Raw genomic sequence first — 19801 nt, forward strand, 5'->3', positions numbered from 1 at the left:
CGCGTCAAATCCGACGCCCGGACGCCTGTGCCCGGCATTCCGGAAAACGACAACGCGCGACCTTGGCACAATGCCCGGATCGCGCGTTGTTTGGCATCAGGACTTGCGGATGCGGTCGATGAAGCGATCGACCTGGTTGCCCAGGGTTTCCGCTTGTCTCGACAATTCGGTGGACGCTTCGAGGACGTGACCGGCTCCGGTCCCGGTTTCGTCGGCCGCTTCCGTCACGCCGGCGATGTTGCGGGAGACTTCCTGGGTTCCCGCCGATGCCTGTTCTACATTGCGGGCGATTTCCTGCGTGGCGGCTCCCTGCTCCTCGATCGCCGAGGCGATCGCGGCCGAGATCTGGCTGATTTCGGAGATCGTCGCGCTGATCTCCTGGATCGCGGTGACGGCTTCGCCGGTCGCCGTCTGCACGCCGGCGATGTGTTGAGAAATTTCCTCGGTTGCCTTTGCCGTCTGATTGGCCAGGCTTTTGACTTCCCCGGCGACCACGGCGAATCCCTTGCCGGCGTCACCGGCGCGCGCCGCTTCGATGGTGGCGTTCAAGGCGAGAAGATTGGTCTGGCTGGCGATGTCGTGGATCAATTTGACGACGTTGCCGATCAGGTCGGCCGAGCTGGCCAGGCCGTTGACGATGTCGTTGGTTCTCGCCGCCTGTGTCACCGCGTTGCTGGAAATTCCCGCCGCCGCGTTGACCTGACGGCTGATCTCGTGGATCGACGAACTCAGTTCCTCGGCGGCGGAGGCCACCGTCTGCACATTGCTGCTGGCCTCTTCCGACGCGGCGGCGACAACCGCGGCCTGCTGGCTGGTCGCTTCCGCCACCGACGACAGGGACTGGGCCGTACTTTGCATCTCGGTGGAGGCGGAGGCCACCGTTTGCACCACGCCCTTGACGTCGGCTTCGAACTGATCGGCCAATTCGTTCAGCGTCCGGCGTTTTTCCTCCTCGGCCTGTAATTTTGCCTGTTCCTGTGCCTGGCGCAGCTCGCTCGCTTCACGGGCGCCGTCGCGCAGGACCTCGATGGACCGCCCCAGAAGACCGATCTCGTCGCCGCGTTCGGTCTCCCCGACATGGACATCGAAATCCTGGTGTGCCAATTGATCGGTGACAGTGGCCAGGCGCCGCAGCGGATTGGCGATATTGCGGGCCAAAAGCAGACCGCCGACGATGAGGATCAGGGTGACCGGCCCGATGATCGCGGCAAATTTCAAGGCAATATTGGAAAATTCAGTATCGACATCGTCGATATAGATCCCGGTCCCGACAACCCAGCCCCAGGGCGCGTAGTCGGCGGCCGAGGAGACTTTGCGGAATGAGCCTTGAGCCCCGGGCTTGGCAAAGTTGTAGAAGACGGCCCCCCCTCCGGAACGGGCCTTGCTGATCATGTCCGGCAGAAAGGCATAGCCATGATCGTCTTTGTCTTCCCGGAAATTCTTCCCTTCCCGTTCGGGGACGAGACCCTGCACGATGCAGGTCGCCTCGTAGTCGTAGGCGAAGAAATAGTCACCGTTTCCATAACGCATGCTGCGCCAGGCCGCCTTGGTCGCCGCTTGTGCCGCCGCCAGATCCATTTCGCCGGCTTTGACCTTCCCGTCGAAGGTCTTGGCGATGTCGCGGGCCGCTTCCGCCAGGTTTTGAACCTTGGTTACGCGGTCGTCGATCATCGTCGAATGCAGGAAATAGAGGGCGAAAGCCGCCAGAATGGCGGACCCGATCACTCCGCCAAATACCAGGAAGATCAATTTCGCAGAGATTCCCAACCGCTTCAGCATGATGGATCCTGACCGGCGCCGTCGAGCATTCAGTCGCCCGGAGCGAACGCCGCAATGGAGATTTCTATGTTGTCAATCACCGTAAGGTGCCTGATGGGCAAGCCAAATCCCCATTTGGGGACTGTGATTTATGGCGCCTCATCTCGCAAAAGATCCCCTCGAATGGAGCGTGCTCTCCGGCGGAGTGCCGAAAACATCCGTGGGCCGCGGTTATTTTCACGGGATATTAATGATGCTCTTTATTCTAAAAGTTGAAAATAAAAATTGACGATCAATCAGTGCTCGATAGACTCGACACCCGTCCCTTTGAAGGAGGACGGTCAAATGATTACCACTTCCATATTTCCCGGCCGTTATGTCCAAGGTGCCGGTGCTCTCAAGTTTCTTGCGCAGGAAGTTGGTCGTTTGGGTTCCAGAGCCCTGGCGATTGTGAGTGGTTCGTCTCTTTCCGTCGTGACCGACTATCTGCGGAGCGCCTCGGAAGCCAGCTTCGCCATCGAGCGCTTTGGCGGCGAGTGTTGCGATCTTGAAATCGAGCGAGGCTCGGCGTGCGCCAAGACGGAGCATTGCCAGGTTATCGTCGGCGTGGGGGGAGGAAAGTGCGTCGATACCGCCAAGGCCATCGCGCATGGATTGGGGTTGCCGGTGGTGATCGTGCCGACGATTGCCTCGACCGACGCGCCTTGCAGCGCCCTTGCCGTCATCTACACGCAGCAAGGCGCTTTCTCGCGTTATCTCGTACTGCCGCGTAATCCGGATGTGGTTCTGGTGGACACGGCGCTCATCGCGCGGGCGCCCGTGCGTTTTCTGGTCTCCGGGATGGGGGATGCGCTTTCCACCTGGTTCGAGGCCGAGGATTGCCAAATCAGGCAGGCCGCCAATATGACCGGCCGCCCCGGCTCGGTCACCGCCTATGGGCTCGCCCGTCTTTGCTACGACACCTTGCTGCGTTATGGCGTGGTGGCCAAACGGGCGGCGGAACAAGGCGTGGTGACGCCGGCCCTGGAGCATATCGTGGAAACCAATACGCTACTCAGCGGGTTGGGCTTCGAAAGCGGCGGCCTGTCCGGCGCGCACGCCATCCACAATGGCCTGACCGTGTTGGAAGAAACGCATGCCTATTGGCACGGTGAGAAGGTGGCCATCGGAACGCTGGCGTTGTTGTTCCTCACCGATCGCGCGCCGGCCGTCATCACCCAGGTATTCGATTTCTGCGAGGCCGTCGGTTTGCCGATCACTCTCGCACAGATCGGACTTGGGAAGGTCACCGACGAGCAATTGCTGCTGGTCGGCAAGGCGGCATGCGCCGACGGCGAGACGATACACAATGTTCCTTGCGAGGTCTCGGCGGAGCTGGTGGTCGCGGCCCTGAAGTCGGCGGATGCGGAGGGTCGGGCGCGGCTTGCCCGGCGGATTCCGGCGGGGAGGCCGCTGGCGGCTTAAGCGCGCATTGAAGCCTTGCGTGCCGCTTCCCTGTTCGTTGACGTCATCTGGCCGAACCCCGGATGACGTCAACGGTTCCCGGCGCGATTCGCCCCGGCCTCAATCGAGGCCGAAGGTCCCGCGCAGCTTGGAGAGATCCTCCGCCAGGGTGGTGATCGGGCCTTGCAGGGCGGCGCGGTCGGCGGGGTTCAGTTTGTCGTAGGACTGGAACCCGCCGTCCTTCAGCGCGTATTTGCCGAGAACCTTGTCGACCGCCGCCAGATTGGCGTCGATCTTGTCGCTCAAGGGTTTGTCGGCCTTGACGGTCAACGGGTGCAACAGGGCGACGATCTTCTGGGCACCGTCGACATTGGCGCGGAAGTCGGATAGATCGGTGCCGCTGTAGCGGTCCTCCTCGCCGGAGATCTTGGTCGAGGCCACTTCCTCGATCAGGGCGGCGGCGCCGCCCACCACCTTTTCCGGCGGGAAGGCCAGTTCCTTCAGGCGACCCTGCAATTCAGCGACGTCGGCGTTCAGCTTGTCGGCGAAGGGCGCCAGACCGGCGGTGGATTTCTTGGCGAACAGGCCGTACTCGATACGGTGGAAGCCCTTGAAGTCGGGGTCTTCCTCCTTCCCCTCATGATCGTCGGCGCGCGAATCGATGGATTTGTCCAGATCGTCGAACAGTTCAGCCACCGGTTCGACGCGTTCGTAGTGGGCGCGGGTGGGGGAGTAAAGCGCCTGTGCCGTCTTCAAATCGCCCGCTTTCACCGCCGCGGTGAATTTCCTGGTCTCGGCGACCAGCTTCTTCACCTCGGCGCTGACATAGACTTTGTAATCGGCGAGGGGCTGTACCAGGTCCATCGGGGCGACCGGCGATTCGGCGGCCATCGCCGTGGCGGCGCACAAACCGGACAACCCGACGCAAAGCGCGACAAATGACTTCATGGAAAGGTCCTCTCGAATGAATGGAAGAAAAAAGCCGGTTTCCGTTTAAATCGCTTCCAGCATGCCCTGGCCCAGAAAGACGCCGTTGTCGGGAACACCGGGCAGGGCGAAGAAATAACCGCCGCCGATGGGCTTGATATATTCCTCCAGGGGTTCCCCGTTCAGCCGGTTCTGCACGGTGATGAAACCCTTCTCCAGGTCCGCCTGGAAGCAGATGAACAGCAGGCCCATGTCGAGCTGGCCCGCCTTGGTGATTTCGCGGGAATAGTTGAAGGCCCGGCGCAGCAGCAGATTGGCCTGGCTTTCCGGCGTGCGCGGATTGGCAAGGCGCATGTGCGATGTCATGGGAATGCGCTTTCCCTCGGGATCGGCGGCATAGTCGGGATCATCGAATTCGCGGGCTTTGCCCAAAGGCGCGCCGCTTGTGCGCTCGCGGCCGAAAATGGTCTGCTGTTCCTGCAGAGGGGTTCTGTCCCAGCGTTCCAGAAAATGCCGGACGATGCGGACCACCTGGTAGCTGCCGCCGGCGGCCCAGGCGGGTTCGTCCGAGTCGGGTTGCACCCAGATCACCCGGTCCATCAGATCCTTGTCCTTGGTGTCGGGATTTCCGGTGCCGTCCTTGAAGCCCAGCAGATTGCGTCCGGCGCCGTCGTCCCCCGGGGGCTTGTGGGGCAGAAACCCGTCCATTCGCCAGCGGATGGCCAATTGGCCGGGGAAATGCTTCACGATATCCCTGAGGGCGTGAATGTTGGTTTCCGGCGAATCGGCGCAGAATTGCAGCAGCAGATCGCCATGGCACAGGCCGGGAACCAGGGCGTCGTTGGGAAAGCCCCGCATGCGGTCCAGGCGCTTCGGCTTGACGGAGGCCAGGCCGAAGCGGTTATCGAACAGCGAGGCGCCCACCGCCACGGTGACGGTCAGATTGTCCGGGGCGATGGTCGGGCCCAGCAATCCGGAATCCAGCGGGGGAAATTTCGCGTCGCGGCTGGGGGCCTGCCCGCCCTGCGTGAGGAACGCGATGCGCTGGGTGAGTCCTTGCATCAACTGCCGCAGTTCGGCCGCGTCGCGGGCCAGAACGTCGAAGGCGGCCAGGGCGCCGGCGCTGGGCGCCGGGTTGACGATTCCGGCCTGATGCACGCCATGGAACGGAATTGATGATGTCGACGGAGACGAGGCCGAAGCCGGAGAGGAGTCCGGCGCGGCGCTTTCCGCCAGGGCCGCGCCGGCGGAGGTCAGGGCGCCGAGGGCGGCGCCGCCGCCCATCAGCCCGAGACCCATCAGCAAATTGCGCCGGCCCGGTTGCGCCGGCAGGTCATCCGAAACTGGATGATCGGTGGCGGTAGGGTGGTTCATGGTTCAAAACTCCTTGTTTCTCAAGTGAATGGGGCTCGCTCAACTCAGGCCCAAGGCGCTCCCCAGTTTGGTCAGATCGTCCGCCAGCTCTCCGATTTGCCGGCGCAAGGCATCATTCGCCGCCGGCGTGCCGCCGTGCGGCCGGATCAGGGCTTCCTGGAGGGCCGTCACCGTCGCGTCGATCCGTCCGCTCAATGCCGGGTCGGTTCTTTCGCTCAAGGGGCGCAAGAGGGCGACGATCTTGCGGACGCCATCCAGCCGGGCGCGGAGGTCGGGCGGCTCTTGCGCATTGAGGCCGTCCTTGCCGTCTCCGATCGCCCGGACTTGGGCGGCGGCGCCCGCCACCATCTTGCCGGGGGGAACGGACAGATCCCGCAGCCGCGTCTGCAGGGCGGCGGCATCGGCCGCCAGCCTGTCGGCGGCGGGGGGCAGCCCTTGCGGGACATGTTGCGGGAAGAGCGTCTTGCCGGCCTGGAGAAGGTCCTCGGTGATCGTCTTGTCCAGATCATCGAAGAGGCCCGCCGTCGTCGCGATGCGCAGGTAGTGACTTCTCGCCTGGGCATAAGCGGATCGGGCGGCCGTCAGATCGCCGGTTTTCGCGGCATCGGCCAGGTCCCGCAGGGCGTCGATCAGATCGTCCGCTTCCAGCGAGATGAAAACCTTGTATTCGACCGTCGGTCCGATCAGTTCGACCGGCGTCGGCTTGACGGGACGGCCGGCACCGGCTGCGCCATCCGCCGTCACGGTCAATGTGCCGCGAGGATTGCCCAGCAATCCGCAGGTGATCTCATAGTCGCCGGCCTGCAGCGTGGTGGTCAGTGTCTGGGCGAAGCCGGGCGCGATGTTCTCCCGTTCATCGACCACCATCACGCCCTTCAGGATTTCCCATTCCAGCACGCGCTGGCTTTGATTGACGATGCGGAAGGCGATCTTTCCGGCGGGCGCCGTCAGATGTGCCGGCTCGCAGGTCTTGGCGGTCACCGTGACGGTGATCTCGCGGGCGGCGGCAGGCTTGACGGGGGAGGCGGTTTCAGCCGACGCCTTGAGTTGGAGGCGGCGGGATTTCTCCACCGTATAGGCGCCGATCATTCCGGCGGCGGCCAGGATGAACACGGAGATCCCGGCCCCCCAGCGTCGTTGTGAGCGTGTGAATGGCATGGAAAGGCCTTCTTGTCAGGTGCCGGATCGGGGCCGGGCGATCAGGGGGCGTCGGGCGTCGGACAGGAAGAGGGGGAGGCTCAAGGCGAGAAACAGGATATAGGCTGACACCTCGCCGACGCTGGGCGTGTCCTGATAGCCGAACAGTCCGGTCAGCACCGAGCCGATGGCGCTATCGTTGGGCAGGACGGCGCTCAGGTCGAAGGCGGTGGCCTGAAGGCCGTTCCACAGGCCGGCCTCATGCAGGGCGCGCACGGATCCGGACAGCAGGCCGGCGGCCACCACCAGGATGAAAAGACCGGTGATGCGGAAGAACAGCCTGAGATTGAGCCGCATGCCGCCGTAATAAAGGCCATAGCCGGTGGCGGCGGCGGCCAGAAGGCCGGCGGCCGCGCCGATGACGGGGCCGGAACCGCTGCTTTGCTGGAAGACGGCCAACAGGAAGAACACCGCCTCCAGCCCTTCGCGGGCGACGGCGAAGAACACCATGCCGACCAGGGCGGCGCCCTGGCGGGCGCCGGGGCGCAATGCCTCGTCAATGGCGCCGTGAAGCTGGGATTTGACCGAATGTCCGGCCTTCTTCATCCAGAAAACCATCGACGTCAGGATGCCTACGGCGATCAGTCCGACGGCGGCCTCGAACATTTCCTGCTGTTTTTGCGGAAATTCCGCGCTGATGAGATCCAGCCCCAGGCCGATCCCCAGGCAGAGGAGGCAGGCCAGGCCGATGCCCGACCAGATGGCGGGCAGCCATTGAGTCCGTCCCGTCTGTTTCAGATAGCTTGCGACGATTCCGACGATGAGAGCGGCTTCCAACCCCTCCCGCAGCATGATCAAAAATGGTACCAGCACCTTTTTTCGCCCATTCCGCAGTGAAGACCAGCCGCCTGCCATCCCGAAGGGATCGGCCTTGACGACAAGGCGGACTCTATCACGGCCCCGGCGCATTACAAATAATAATCATTTGCATTCGCAAGTGCGCGAGGCATATTTAACAAAAAATTAATGTATAATTTTGATGATTTAGTGCATTGCATGTGTGGTTGTGGCTTGATCGTTCCCGCTGATCGGCGCTACTAATCCTCACATCCCATGCGGATATGGCGCCGGCGCGGGCCGGCCGAAGCGACCACCCGAGGAGTTCTTCGATGTTCTATGAGATCCCATCCAATCTGTCCGCCGAACTGGCCGAATTGGACGGATATATCGCGGACTTCCGGCAGGGGAGGCTCGATGCGGCGGCCCTCAAGGCTCACCGGGTGCCTTTCGGCTGTTACGAGCAGCGCCGGGATGGGACCTTCATGGTCCGCATCCGCACCACGGGCGGCGCGCTCTCACCCCATCAACTGGGAACCATCGCGCGGATTTCGGCACGCTACGGCGCGTCGTCCCTGCATGTCACGACCCGGCAGGAATTCCAGATCCACGACCTGTCCCTCGAAGACGTCACCACCGTCATGCGCGAGTTGCTGGCCGTCGGCCTGGCCAGCCGTGGTGGTGGCGGCAATACGGTACGCAATATCATGGTTTCGCCCGAGGCCGGCATCGGTTTGGACGAGGTCTTCGATCCGAGCCCCCATGCCTTCGCCCTGACCAGCCGCCTGATCTCGGAAGGAGATTCCTGGTTGCTGCCCCGGAAGTTGAAGATCGCTTTTTCAAACTCACCGGCCGACACCGGCCTCGCCCAATTCAACGATATCGGGTTCATCGCCCGTATCCGCGATGGCGTGTCCGGTTTCCGGGTTTATGTGGCGGGGGGCATGGGCGGCAAACCGGAAGTCGGTCATCTGCTGCATGATTTCGTTCCCGCTTCTGACGTCTATCTGATCGCCGAGGCGGTGAAACGGCTGTTCGACAAGCATGGAAACCGGAAGAAACGCAACGCCGCGCGTCTGCGCTTTCTGTGGAATTCCGCAGGCGAGGCCGGTTTCCGTGATCTCTATGCGGCGGAGTTGGAAGCGCTGCGCACGGAAGGACGTCCACCGCTGCTCGTCGAGGATTTTTCCGTTGAAGGATTGGCGCCGGACATCGCGCCGCTTTCCGTCGGTTCCTCGGATTTCGTCGAATGGAAGAACCGTTTCGTCTCGGCGCAGCGGCAGGCCGGGCTGTACTCCGTTCTCGTTCCGCTTTTCCTGGGCAATGTGAGAAACGAGGACGCGCTGCGTCTGGCCGATTTTCTGGAGCCGTTCGGCCCGCAGACAATTCGCGCCACCTTTGGGCAGAACCTGCGCCTGCGTAATATTCCGGAAGCCTATCTGGGCAATGTCTGGTCCGTGCTTTCCGGCATCGGCGGACTGTCGCGGGCGCCGGCCATGCTGGCCAATGCCGTGTCCTGCACCGGCGCCGATACCTGCCAGTTGGGCATCTGCCTTTCCAAGGGGGCGCTGACGGCGACGCTCGACACCCTGGGAAAGTCGGATTTACCGCTCGACACGGTTCCCGATTTCCGTCTGCATGTGTCCGGTTGCCCCAATACCTGCGGTCAGCATCTGCTGGCGGATCTGGGCTTTTTCGGGAACGCCGGCAGCAAGGGGCAGCGCATGTATCCCGCCTATGCGGTGGTCGCCGGGGCCCGTCTGGCCGATGGTCAGGCGCGCTTCGCCCGGCAAGTCGCCCGCGTCAGCGCGCATGATGTCCCATCGTTCGCCCGCGACGTCATGGCGCTTTGGATCGAGAGGAAAGCAGCACATGCGTCCTTTGCCGATTATATCGACAATGGCGGGGAGGGAGACATGCGCACCATCGCCGAACGCTACCGGGAGATCCCCGATTTCCGCGACGACCGCAGTTATTACGTCGACTGGGGCGCCAGCGAGCCGTTTTCGTTGGCGGGGCGGGGCAGTGGCGAATGCGCTGCCGGATTGTTCGACCTGATCGAACTGGACCTGAAGGCGGCGGCGCGTCTGCGGGATGGCGAAAGCGGCGGCGATTTGACCGAGGGCGCGCGTCTCCAGCGACTGGCTTTTTTGGCGTCCCGCGCCCTTCTGATCACGAGGGGCGTGCAAACGCCGTCCGATGCCTCGGTTTTCGAGGCGTTCCGCCAGCATTTTCTGCAATCGGACCTGATCTCCCCCCGTTTCGGAGAAGTGGTGAATGCGGCGGAGCGCCGGGACGAAGCGGCGCTCCTGCGCTTGACGTCCGTGGTGTCGGAACTGCTGTCCGCCGTCGAAAGTCTTTACCAGTCGATGGACAATTCTCTGCGCTTTCCCGCGGAGTCCTCCCAGGACAGGGCCCGGTCGGCAGGATAGCGGTCCCCCATCGATTCGCCACGATGGGCATAAGATCCTTAGGTCCTGTTGATAAATTATCGAATCCATAGGCCCTTGATCAGGGAGATCGGGTGAGATTGAGGCGGATCCCCGCTTCCCTGCATGACGCGTTTTGCATTGAAGTTGTTCGCGTTTAAGGTGATAGATTTAGGCGCGATGCCACCCTCCGTGTTAGAGTGCGTCTGGTCGGGGGTGGCGAAAAGGGGGCCAAGGCATGAGGCGTCGGCTACGGCTGGGCATTAATGCCTGGTTGATTCTCCTTTCCCTGTTCTCGGCCATTCCCATCGTCCTTTTTTCCGGGTTCACCATTTACCGCCTGGGGGTCTCGCAGCAGAACGTCCAGATATCCCGTTTGTCCCATCGGGCCGTGGCGGCCGCTGTGGCGGTCGAACAGCGCTTGGCCGCGATGTCGGCGATGACCCGGGGGCTGGCCCTGTCCGATGCTGCCCTGCAAGGCGACGTCCCGGCGCTTTATCGGCAGGCGACGCGTCTGCTCAAGGTGGCGCCGGAGGCGCGGCTGATCACCCTTATCGATGCCGAAGGCCGGCAGATTTTCAATACGGCCGTGCCTTTGGGATCGGCTATTCCGCCAGCCAGTCAAGGTGAGGTGGTGCGGAGGGTGTTTTCGACCGGCTTGCCGGTCGTGTCCGATCTTTATACGGGCGTGGTCGTGGCTGAGCCGACTATTTCCATCAATGTGCCCGTCTCGCGCGAAGGGCGGGTCGTCTATTGCCTCAGAATGAGCGTTCTCGTCGACATTTTCAGCCAGGCGCTTCGCGATCAGGCGGTTCCGCCGGGTTGGACGGTGGCGTTGATCAGTCAAAGCGGTGTCATCATCGCCCGCAATCATGAGGCCGAACAATTCGTTGGAGAGAGGAGCCGCGATGACATCTTCGAGGCCATCGCCTCCCGCCGGGAAGGGGTTTTCGACAGCGTTACCCATGAAGGAACGCAGGTTAAAACCCTGGTGCAACGTATCCCGGAGGCGGACTGGGCGGTGGTTATCGGGGCTCCCGTCGCGTTGCTGAACGCCGGTCTCATGCAATCGTTGTGGGCGATGGGGATCGGAGGAGCGCTGCTGGTCATGGTGGGTATGGCCGCCTCCCTGTGGCTGGCGCGTCATCTGGCGCGACAGGTCTCCGATCTGGCCGTCGCCTCGACGACGCTGGACGCTGGCGAGGAGCGGCGATTGCCCGCGACGCTTATCCGGGAACTCGACGAAATGGGTGCCGCCCTCGGCAACGCGCGTTCTCGCGAGATTCAGGTCTGCGCCGAGTTGAGCGAGAGCAAGACGACCGAGGCCATGCTGGCGCGCCTGGTCGAGGAATTGCGCCTTTCCCAGGCGCAGGTGATTCAGTCGGCCGGGCGTTTTCAGGCTTTGCTGAAGACCGCCAGCGACGGTATCCATACTCTCGATGAGCACGGCAATCTGCTGGAGACCAGCGATTCCTTCCTGCGGATGCTGGGCTACGAGGCCCACGAAATGGAGGGGATGGCGGTCGGTGACTGGTATGTCGACTTTCATCCGGACACCACTCTGGCGTCGCTGCGCTTTCAGGTGGAAGAGCAGGAAGGGCGAATTTTCGAGGCCAAATTCCGTCGACGTGACGGAACCGTCTTCGATGTCGAGATTTCCTGCCGTGGGGTGCATGTCGACGGCATGCGCTATCTTTATGCCGCTGCCCGCGATATCACCGAACGCAAGACGGCGGAAGCCAAGATCCAGCAACTCGCTTTCTACGATAGTCTGACCCATCTGCCCAACCGTCGCCTTCTGTTGGAACGCCTCACGCAGGCCAAGGCGCTGGTCAGCCGCAACGGAACCCATGGTGCGGTGGCCTTCTTCGACGTCGATAATTTCAAGATCCTCAATGACACCTTGGGGCACCGGATGGGCGATCTGCTGCTGGCGGAGATCGCCGGGCGCCTCAAGGCTTGCGTAAGGGACACGGATACCGTGGCCCGGTTCGGCGGCGACGAGTTCGTCATCGTACTGGAGGACTTGAGCGGCGACGTCGAGGAGGCGGCGCTGCGGGCCGATGGCATCGTCGAGAAGGTTCTGGAGCATCTGGCTGAACCGTACCAACTGGAAAATCATCTGCATTTCAGCACGGTGAGCCTGGGCGTCACCCTGTTCCACGACAAGGACGTCACCAACGACGATCTGCTGCGTCAAGCCGATCTCGCCATGTATCAGGCCAAGGCGGGGGGACGGAATACCCGCCGGTTCTTCGATCCGAAAATGCAAGCCGGCCTGGCCGCCCAGTCGGCGTTGGAAAGCGATCTGCGCGCCGCCTTGGAGAACAAGGAGTCGCTGGTTCTTCATTACCAGCCTCAGGTCGATCGGCGTGGCGGCTTGATCGGGGCCGAAGGGTTGTTGCGATGGCGCCATCCCGTCAAGGGCATCGTTCAGCCCGATGAGTTCATTCCCCTGGCCGAGGCCAGCGGCCTTATCCTGGCCTTGGGAACCAGGGTTATCGCCATGGCTTGCGATCAATTGGCGGCCTGGAGCCGCGACCCGGTGACGAGTCACCTGGCGCTGGCGATCAATGTCAGCGCCCGCCAGTTTCGCCATCCCGGTTTCATCGGCGAAGTCGAGGGGGCCCTGGCCCGTTCGAAAATCGATCCGCGTCTTTTGAAACTGGAACTGACCGAGAGCCTTCTGCTTCAGGAAATGGACGACGCCGTTCAAAAGATGCGCGCCCTGGAAAATCTGGGTGTTTCCTTGTCCCTTGATGATTTCGGCACTGGATATTCGTCGCTTGCCTATCTGAAGCGCCTGCCGCTCAGCCAGATCAAGATCGACCGGTCCTTCGTGCGCGACATCCTGGTCGACGCCAATGACGCCACCATCGCCAAAACCATTATCGTGCTGGGAAAATCCCTGGGATTGAGTGTGATCGCCGAAGGGGTCGAAGAGCCGGGCCAGTGGCGGTTTCTGCACGACGAAGGATGTGACCAGGCGCAAGGCTTTCTGTTCGGCCGCCCGATGCCGGCCGAGGAATTCCTCGTCCATGTCCGGCAGCGGTCCCGGATGTCATCCTTGAGCGATGGTTTGTCTCTCGTGCACTGATACCAAATCTCGGTGATCATAACCGATCACCAGGCCCTTAATCGCCGTTTCGGCTCAACCGTCGGCGGTGATGCGGGCGATCAGATCCGCCAGCACCTCCGCCGCCCGTTCATTGGCCACTTGGCAGGTTCCCGCGTTGGCGTGGCCGCCGCCGCCGTATTGTAGGCACAGCGCGCCGATGTTGGTGTTGGATGTCCGGTTGACGATCGATTTGCCGATGGCGAACACCGTGTTGGCCTTCTTCACGCCCCACATGACGTGGATCGAGATGTTGCAGGCGGGAAACAGGGCGTAAATGACGAAACGGTTGCCGGCGTAGATGGTTTCCTCGTCGCGGAGATCGAGCACCACCAGATTGTTCCGGACCGTCGCGCAGCGTGTAATCTGTTCCTCGAAACGTTCCTGATGGGCGAAGTAAAGATCCGTCCGTTCGCGCACGTCCGGAAGGGCCAGGATCTCATCGATACTGTGCCGGGTGCAATAATCGATGAGATTCATCATCAGTTCGTAATTGGATACCCGGAAATCGCGGAAGCGACCCAGACCGGTGCGCGCGTCCATGATGAAATTCAGCAGCGTCCAGTCTTTCGGTTCCAGAATATCGTCGACGCGGTATTGCGCCGAATCGCCCCGATCGACGGCGTCCAGCATAGCCTTCCAGTTCGCCGGGAAGCGGGAGCGCCCTCCGAAATGTTTGCAGACGACATGGGCGGCCGAAGGGGCATCGGGGTCGATGATGTGGTTGGCCTCCGGTCCGACCCGCAAGGTCTCCGATAGATGATGGTCGAAGGCCTGATAGACGCCATCGACGTAGGGCAGATTGGTCGTGATGTCGTTGGGTCCGATGGCGACCAGACCGTCCTGCATATCCTTGGGATGAACGAATTTGATGTCTTCGATGAGATCGAGATGTTTCAACAGTACGGCGCAAACCAGGCCGTCGAAGTCGCTACGGGTCACCAGTCTGAATTTAGCGCTCGACATTGTCGTTCCCCCTGCCGCCGTCCGACGGTCACATTTATATCTCTAAGGTTTCCTTATGTTAAATCTAACCCACCTCAGGCGTTCATGCCAACACTTGCCTTGATTGAGCCGGCAACCGGCCATATTTCCGTCACCATTACCCGATAACGTCTTCCTTCATGGGGCGGGCATCTTGTTTCGCCCAATATTGGATCGGCCCAAAAGGGGCCGCGAGGTCATCATGGTAAAGATGCAGGGCAAAACGATTGCGGGTTTGGTGGCTACCGCGATGTTGGTCGCCGTTCCTTACGTACCGGCCCAGGCCCATGATCATGGGCGGGGCGATGCGATCGGTCTGGGATTGCTGGGAGCCGCGGTGATCGGCTCGGTCGCCGCCTTGGCGGCGTCCTCCGCTCCTCCGCCCCAGCAGGTCTATGTGGCTCCGGCTTATGCGCCGCCGCCGCAGGTGGTCTATGCGCCGCCGCCGACCGTCGTCTACGCCCAGCCCTATTACGCCCAGCCGCGTGCCGTCTATTATGCGCCCGGCTACTATCCCGGCTACTGACCGCCGTCTTCGCGCCGGGGACGCTTTCGAGCCGCTTGTCCCGTCTGGCCCCAGCGCTTCACCCGGCCGGTGTCGAGGTCGAAAAGATCGAGGATGCGGCCGACCGTGTGATCGACCATATCGTCGATGCTGACGGGAGCTGCGTAGAAGGCCGGGACGGGGGGGGCGATGATCGCGCCCATTTCGGAAAGCGCGGTCATTGTCCGCAGATGTCCCGTATGGAGGGGCGTCTCCCTGACCATGAGGATCAGGCGCCGGCGCTCCTTCAAAGTGACGTCGGCCGCCCGTGTCAGGAGGCTTGAGGTGACGCCCGTGGCGATTTCCGACATCGAACGGATCGAGCAGGGGGCGATGACCATTCCCCGGTAGCGCGCCGAGCCTGACGACGGCGCCGCGGCGATATCGGCCGGATTGAAAACGCTGTCGGCCAGGGCATGGACATCCGCCAATTTAAGCGTCGTTTCGAGGGCGAGGGTGACCTCGGCCGAGCGGCTCATCACTAGGTGGCTGGGGATGCCGAGGGCGCGCAGGGCTTCGAGCATGCGGATGCCGTAAATGACGCCGGACGCGCCGCTGATACCGACGAGCAGGGGGGGGATGTTCATTTTTTATCTGCTGACAATCGATCTAGCCCAAGCTTAATATCATAGTCGGGTATCCATGTTATGGGAGGATAGTGATGAGCCTTCTCGATCGTGTCCAGTCCCTCAAAGCAAAGCATGCGGCTTTGGATGCAGCGCTCGATGACGAGGCGCGGCGTCCGGCGCCGGATGAAGTTGCGATCGCGGAGCTCAAACGAAAAAAGCTGAAGATCAAGGATGAACTGGAGCGTATCGCCCCACACTGATCGGTCTTCGGCAGCCGGTTTCCCGGGGAGATCGGGAAACCGGTGGTGCCGGACAAAGTCTTGATCCAAGCGGCTGATGGCCGCTTTTTTAATGTCCAGACTGTTCCCCGTCGGTTCAGCGCAGCGCCGAGGTGGCCTTCTTGCTTCGGGGGGCGGTGGCGGTGTCTTCGGCGTCGGCCTGCTGGTCGGCGAATTTCCGCAACTGTTCGCGTTCGGCGATCTTCAGTTTGTCCCGTTGCTGCTTTTGCTCGGCCTTCAGTTTGTCCCGTTGTTCCTTGATGTCGGCCTTCAGCTTTTCGCTCTGATCCTTCTGGGTCAGCTTGAGCTTCTCCCTCTGTTCCTTGAATTTCGCCTTGATCTGATCGCGGCCGTCCTCTTTCGCCGGAGCAGCCTGGGTTACGGGGGCGGTGCTCGCCGCATCGGTGGTCTTGACCGAAGACGCGGCCAGGCAGGGGGCCGTCAGCAGCAGCGTGGTCATGCCGAGGGCGGTGATGAATGTCCTCATGGAAAGGTCCTCTTGCATCGAAATTGTAGCCAAAAGTTTCCAAAAAGGAAAATAACATACCGCATGTCCGTCCGCCAGTCCCTTGGGATCTATCCCCGATGGCGAGGTCGGCATATGCCGCCTAGCCAAAGAGGTAAAATTCTTGCAAAGTTTTACGGCATAAGAACGACATGAAATTGTCCAATATAGATGCGGATGGAAAGAACATGACCAACGCCTACGACCTGGCCTATCGGCGATCGATCGAAAATCCCGCTGAATTCTGGGCTGAGGCCGCCCGGGAGATTTCCTGGTACAAGACCTGGGACAGGGTCTTGGACGACAGCAATGCGCCGTTCTACCGCTGGTTCTCGGGAGGTATTGTCAACACCTGCTACAATGCGGTCGATCGTCATGTCGAAAACGGTCGCGGCGATCAGGCCGCCATCATTTACGACAGTCCTATGACCCATACGGTGCGTCGGCTCAGCTATCGGCAATTGCGGGACCGCACGGCGCGTTTCGCCGGGGTTCTGGCGGGGCTGGGCGTGGGGAAGGGCGATCGGGTGATCGTCTATATGCCGATGGTGCCGGAGGCCCTGGTGGCCATGCTGGCGACGGCCCGGCTGGGGGCCGTCCATTCGGTGGTGTTCGGAGGCTTCGCCGCGAACGAATTGGCGACCAGGATCAACGACGCCCGGCCGAAGGTCATCGTTTCCGCCTCATGCGGCATCGAAGGGCAGAAAGTCATCGCCTATAAGCCGTTGCTCGATCATGCGATCGAACTGGCGGAGCACAAGCCCGATCATACCGTCATCCTGCAGCGTCCGCAGGTCGAGGCATCCTTGACCCCGGGCCGCGATCTCGATTGGGAGGAGGCGGAAGCCAAGGCGACGCCGCACGACTGCGTGCCGGTCGCGGCGACCGATCCGCTCTATATCCTTTATACCTCGGGGACCACCGGGCAGCCGAAAGGAGTGGTGCGCGACAACGGCGGCCATATGGTGGCGTTGAAATGGACCATGTCCAACATCTATGACGTCAAGCCGGGCGAGGTCTATTGGGCCGCCTCGGACGTCGGTTGGGTGGTGGGGCACAGCTATATCGTCTATGCCCCCTTGCTGCATGGCTGCACGACGCTGGTTTTCGAGGGAAAACCGGTCGGCACGCCCGATGCCGGCGCCTTCTGGCGGGTGATCGCCGAGCACAAGGTACAGACCCTGTTCACCGCTCCCACGGCCTTTCGCGCCATCAAGCGCGACGATCCCGATGCCTTGCTGCTCAAGAATTACGATCTCAGCCATTTCCGGACGCTTTTCCTGGCCGGGGAACGCTCGGATCCCGATACCCTGCAATGGGCCGAGCGGCATTTGCGGGTGCCGGTGATCGATCACTGGTGGCAGACGGAAACGGGCTGGGCCATCGCCGCCAATTGTATGGGGCTGCATGCCTTTCCGGTAAAACACGGCTCGCCGACCAAGGCGGCGCCGGGCTGGGACGTGCAGGTTCTGGACGAGGGACATCACAATTGCGAGCCGGGCAAGGTGGGCGCCCTGGTCGTCAAATTGCCGTTGCCGCCCGGTACCCTGACGACCCTGTGGAACGCCGACCAGCGGTTCATCGACAGCTATCTCTACGAATTCCCCGGCTATTACAAGACCGCCGATGCCGGCTATATCGACGAAGACGGCTACATCTATGTGATGAGCCGAACCGACGACATCATCAACGTCGCGGGGCATCGTCTTTCCACAGGTGCCATGGAGGAGGTGCTGGCCAGCCATCCCGATGTGGCCGAATGCGCCGTTATCGGCGTGCATGACGCGATGAAGGGGCAATTGCCGTTGGGGTTCCTGGTCCTGAAGGCCGGCGTCACCAAGTCGCACGATCAGATCTTGAAGGAGGTGGTCGCCCTGGTGCGCGAAAGGATCGGTCCCGTCGCCGCCTTCAAGACGGCGACGGTGGTGAAACGGCTTCCCAAGACCCGGTCGGGCAAGATCCTGCGCGGCACCATGCAGAAGATCGCCGATCACGAAGCCTTTAAAATGCCGGCGACCATCGATGATCCCGGAATTCTGGAGGAAATCGAAGAGGATTTGACCGCCATCGGCTATGCCAAGGCCCGCGAGGAAACGGCCTGAATGAAAACGAGGCGCGGGAAGCGAGCTTCCCGCGCCTCGTTTTCATCGATGGTGATCAGGTCTATTCCTGTGCCTGGTCGTAGAGGTCGAGCGGCACCGCCACGGTTTGTCCGCTGCGGGGCCGTGCGATGATCACGGCCTTCTCCAGATCAGGCTCCGTGCACAATCCCAAAGTCACGGGGTTGCGCGGCTTGATATTGGCTGCGTTCCAGTGGCTGCGATCTCTGACCTTGGCGATGGTGTCCTTGGTCGTGCCGATCAGTTTGCACAACTGGGCGTCGGACAATTCGGGGTGATGCTTGAGCAACCAAGCGATGGCATCCGGCTTATCCTGACGTTTGGATACCGGCGTGTAGCGGGCGCCCTTGACTTTTTGAAGCGCCAGATCGGGAACGCTCGAAAGACGAAGATAAGCGTTTTCATCCTTTTCGCAGCGTTCGATTTCCTCGCGGGTCAATTGACCATTGGCCACGGGGTCGAGGCCGACGATTCCAACAGCCACTTCTCCATCCGCGATGGCTTGCACCTCAAGTGCATGCATCCCGCAGAAGGCGGCGATCTGTTCGAATGACAGCGTACTATTTTCGACGAGCCAGACGGCTGTCGCCTTGGGCATGAGCGGCAAGGCCATAGGTCCTCCTTTCAGGTCTTCTCTTGACGTTATTCTGACCTGGATCGGTCTTGCCGGACGAAACCGGCGCAAGATGGGTGTCTGCCCATATATAGGCATGCACCCACCTGAAGGTCAAATACAGGTAAAATGATTCACAAAGCCAGCACGATCTTGCCGATATGTGCGCTACTTTCCATAAGTCTATGTGCATCCTCCGCCTGATGGAGCGGAAAGGTGGCGAAAATAGCCGGTGCCAGGCGACCCTGGTCGAGCAAGGGCCAGACATTGGCGCGGAGCGCGCCGGCGATCGCCGCCTTTTCGGGAACCGAACGGGGGCGCAGCGTCGAACCGGTGAGCACCAGGCGTTTCACCATGACGGGAAGAAAGTTCACCTCCGCCTTGCTGCCCTCCAGGAAGGCGATGCTGACATGGCGCCCGTCGGGAGCCAAGCATTTGATATTACGGTTCAGATACGTCCCCCCCACCATGTCGAGAATGACGTCGACACCGCGGCCTCCGGTGGCCTCGGCGATCACTTGGACGAAGTCCTCGCTTTTATAATCGATCGCCCGGTCGGCCCCGAGATCGAGACAGGCCTGACATTTGGCGCCGCCACCGGCGGTGGTGTAGACGGTGGAGCCGAACGCCTTGGCCAGTTGGATGGCCGTGGTTCCGATGCCGCTGCTGCCTCCATGCACCAGAAGGCTTTCGCCTTTTTTCAGGGCGCCGCGTTGGAAGACGTTGTGCCAGACGGTGCAGAACGTTTCGGGCAGGGCGGCTGCCTGGACGGCGGTGTAGCCCTTGGGAAAAGGAAAGCAGAGGGAGGCCTGGGCGAGACAGAACTCCGCATATCCGCCACCGGAAACCAGGGCGCAGACCGATTGTCCTACCGACAGCCCGCCTGCGTCCGCGCCGATGGCGGCGATGGTTCCGGCGATTTCCAGACCGGGCAGGTCGGGTGCGCCCGGGGGAGGCGGATATTTCCCCATGCGTTGCGCCACGTCGGGGCGGTTGACCCCCGCCGCCGCGACGCGGATGAGGACCTCGCCGGGGCCGGGGCGGGGAACCGGGCGAGAGGCGACCCGCAATACCTCGGGACCTCCGGGCGTGCTGATTTCGACACATTGCATATTCGCGGGAAGGCTCATGTTCGTCTCTTCAGTTTTCTAGGCGAGGATCAGTCTGA

16 protein-coding genes are annotated in these 19801 nt (G+C 61.8%); 6 read left to right on the top strand and 10 right to left on the bottom strand.

Translation table 11 applies throughout. The annotated features are described in order from the left end of the window. Positions 1–96 precede the first annotated feature (96 nt). The gene (locus CWS72_RS00430; RefSeq protein WP_101248584.1) at positions 97–1779 is read right to left on the bottom strand and encodes a methyl-accepting chemotaxis protein; all 1683 of its coding nucleotides are present in this window, start codon (positions 1777–1779) and stop codon (positions 97–99) included. Between the two features lie 324 nt (positions 1780–2103). Here CWS72_RS00430 and CWS72_RS00435 point away from each other — a divergent pair, with 324 nt between their 5' ends. Beyond that, positions 2104–3222, top strand: coding sequence for a glycerol dehydrogenase (locus CWS72_RS00435; protein ID WP_101248585.1), 1119 nt, complete (start codon positions 2104–2106; stop codon positions 3220–3222). Between the two features lie 99 nt (positions 3223–3321). On the opposite strand, the gene efeO is transcribed toward CWS72_RS00435, so the two are convergent. From efeO to efeU, 4 genes are read right to left on the bottom strand one after another with little or no spacing between them, the layout of a single operon-like run. Further along, the gene (gene efeO / locus CWS72_RS00440) at positions 3322–4149 is read right to left on the bottom strand and encodes an iron uptake system protein EfeO (protein WP_101248586.1); all 828 of its coding nucleotides are present in this window, start codon (positions 4147–4149) and stop codon (positions 3322–3324) included. A gap of 45 nt (positions 4150–4194) precedes the next feature. Continuing rightward, positions 4195–5502 carry an iron uptake transporter deferrochelatase/peroxidase subunit gene (gene efeB, locus CWS72_RS00445; protein WP_101248587.1) on the bottom strand — a complete coding sequence of 436 codons (1308 nt, stop codon included), beginning with the start codon at positions 5500–5502 and terminating at the stop codon, positions 4195–4197. 39 nt (positions 5503–5541) lie between these two features. Further along, positions 5542–6660 (bottom strand): cupredoxin domain-containing protein, encoded by a 1119-nt coding sequence (locus CWS72_RS00450; RefSeq protein WP_101248588.1) that lies wholly within the window; start codon positions 6658–6660, stop codon positions 5542–5544. Positions 6661–6675: 15 nt separating this feature from the next. Continuing rightward, positions 6676–7512: an iron uptake transporter permease EfeU gene (gene efeU / locus CWS72_RS00455; RefSeq protein WP_101248880.1), complete on the bottom strand. Its 837-nt coding sequence runs from the start codon at positions 7510–7512 to the stop codon at positions 6676–6678. 296 nt (positions 7513–7808) lie between these two features. Here efeU and CWS72_RS00460 point away from each other — a divergent pair, with 296 nt between their 5' ends. Continuing rightward, positions 7809–9908, top strand: a complete 2100-nt coding sequence (locus CWS72_RS00460; protein ID WP_158240444.1) for a nitrite/sulfite reductase — start codon at positions 7809–7811, stop codon at positions 9906–9908. Between the two features lie 235 nt (positions 9909–10143). Beyond that, positions 10144–13002 carry a bifunctional diguanylate cyclase/phosphodiesterase gene (locus CWS72_RS00465; RefSeq protein ID WP_101248590.1) on the top strand — a complete coding sequence of 953 codons (2859 nt, stop codon included), beginning with the start codon at positions 10144–10146 and terminating at the stop codon, positions 13000–13002. Positions 13003–13056: 54 nt separating this feature from the next. Here the strand turns inward: CWS72_RS00465 and CWS72_RS00470 are convergent, their stop codons facing one another. Beyond that, positions 13057–13986, bottom strand: a complete 930-nt coding sequence (locus tag CWS72_RS00470) for a DHH family phosphoesterase (protein ID WP_101248591.1) — start codon at positions 13984–13986, stop codon at positions 13057–13059. Positions 13987–14206: 220 nt separating this feature from the next. Between CWS72_RS00470 and CWS72_RS00475 the strand changes: the two genes are divergently transcribed. Further along, positions 14207–14530 (top strand): hypothetical protein, encoded by a 324-nt coding sequence (locus tag CWS72_RS00475; protein ID WP_146002574.1) that lies wholly within the window; start codon positions 14207–14209, stop codon positions 14528–14530. On the opposite strand, the gene CWS72_RS00480 is transcribed toward CWS72_RS00475, so the two are convergent. Beyond that, positions 14524–15135, bottom strand: coding sequence for a UbiX family flavin prenyltransferase (locus CWS72_RS00480; protein ID WP_101248593.1), 612 nt, complete (start codon positions 15133–15135; stop codon positions 14524–14526). The genes CWS72_RS00475 and CWS72_RS00480 overlap by 7 nt on opposite strands. 74 nt (positions 15136–15209) lie before the next feature. Here CWS72_RS00480 and CWS72_RS00485 point away from each other — a divergent pair, with 74 nt between their 5' ends. Next, entirely contained in the window at positions 15210–15377 is a 168-nt protein-coding gene (locus CWS72_RS00485; RefSeq protein WP_101248594.1) for a YdcH family protein, read from the top strand. A 115-nt stretch (positions 15378–15492) separates the two neighbouring features. On the opposite strand, the gene CWS72_RS00490 is transcribed toward CWS72_RS00485, so the two are convergent. Next, positions 15493–15882: a hypothetical protein gene (locus tag CWS72_RS00490; RefSeq protein ID WP_146002575.1), complete on the bottom strand. Its 390-nt coding sequence runs from the start codon at positions 15880–15882 to the stop codon at positions 15493–15495. Positions 15883–16052: 170 nt separating this feature from the next. Here CWS72_RS00490 and CWS72_RS00495 point away from each other — a divergent pair, with 170 nt between their 5' ends. Beyond that, entirely contained in the window at positions 16053–18002 is a 1950-nt protein-coding gene (locus CWS72_RS00495) for a propionyl-CoA synthetase (protein ID WP_274540575.1), read from the top strand. Between the two features lie 61 nt (positions 18003–18063). On the opposite strand, the gene CWS72_RS00500 is transcribed toward CWS72_RS00495, so the two are convergent. Both CWS72_RS00500 and CWS72_RS00505 read right to left on the bottom strand, forming a co-directional pair. After that, positions 18064–18633, bottom strand: a complete 570-nt coding sequence (locus CWS72_RS00500; RefSeq protein WP_101248596.1) for a DUF1013 domain-containing protein — start codon at positions 18631–18633, stop codon at positions 18064–18066. A gap of 134 nt (positions 18634–18767) precedes the next feature. Continuing rightward, a complete protein-coding gene (locus CWS72_RS00505) occupies positions 18768–19763 on the bottom strand; it encodes an NAD(P)H-quinone oxidoreductase (protein ID WP_101248597.1) in 996 nt (331 codons plus the stop codon). Positions 19764–19801: the final 38 nt, after the last annotated feature.

Origin of the sequence: Telmatospirillum siberiense (genome assembly GCF_002845745.1) — a bacterium.
Taxonomy (GTDB): domain Bacteria; phylum Pseudomonadota; class Alphaproteobacteria; order Rhodospirillales; family Magnetospirillaceae; genus Telmatospirillum; species Telmatospirillum siberiense.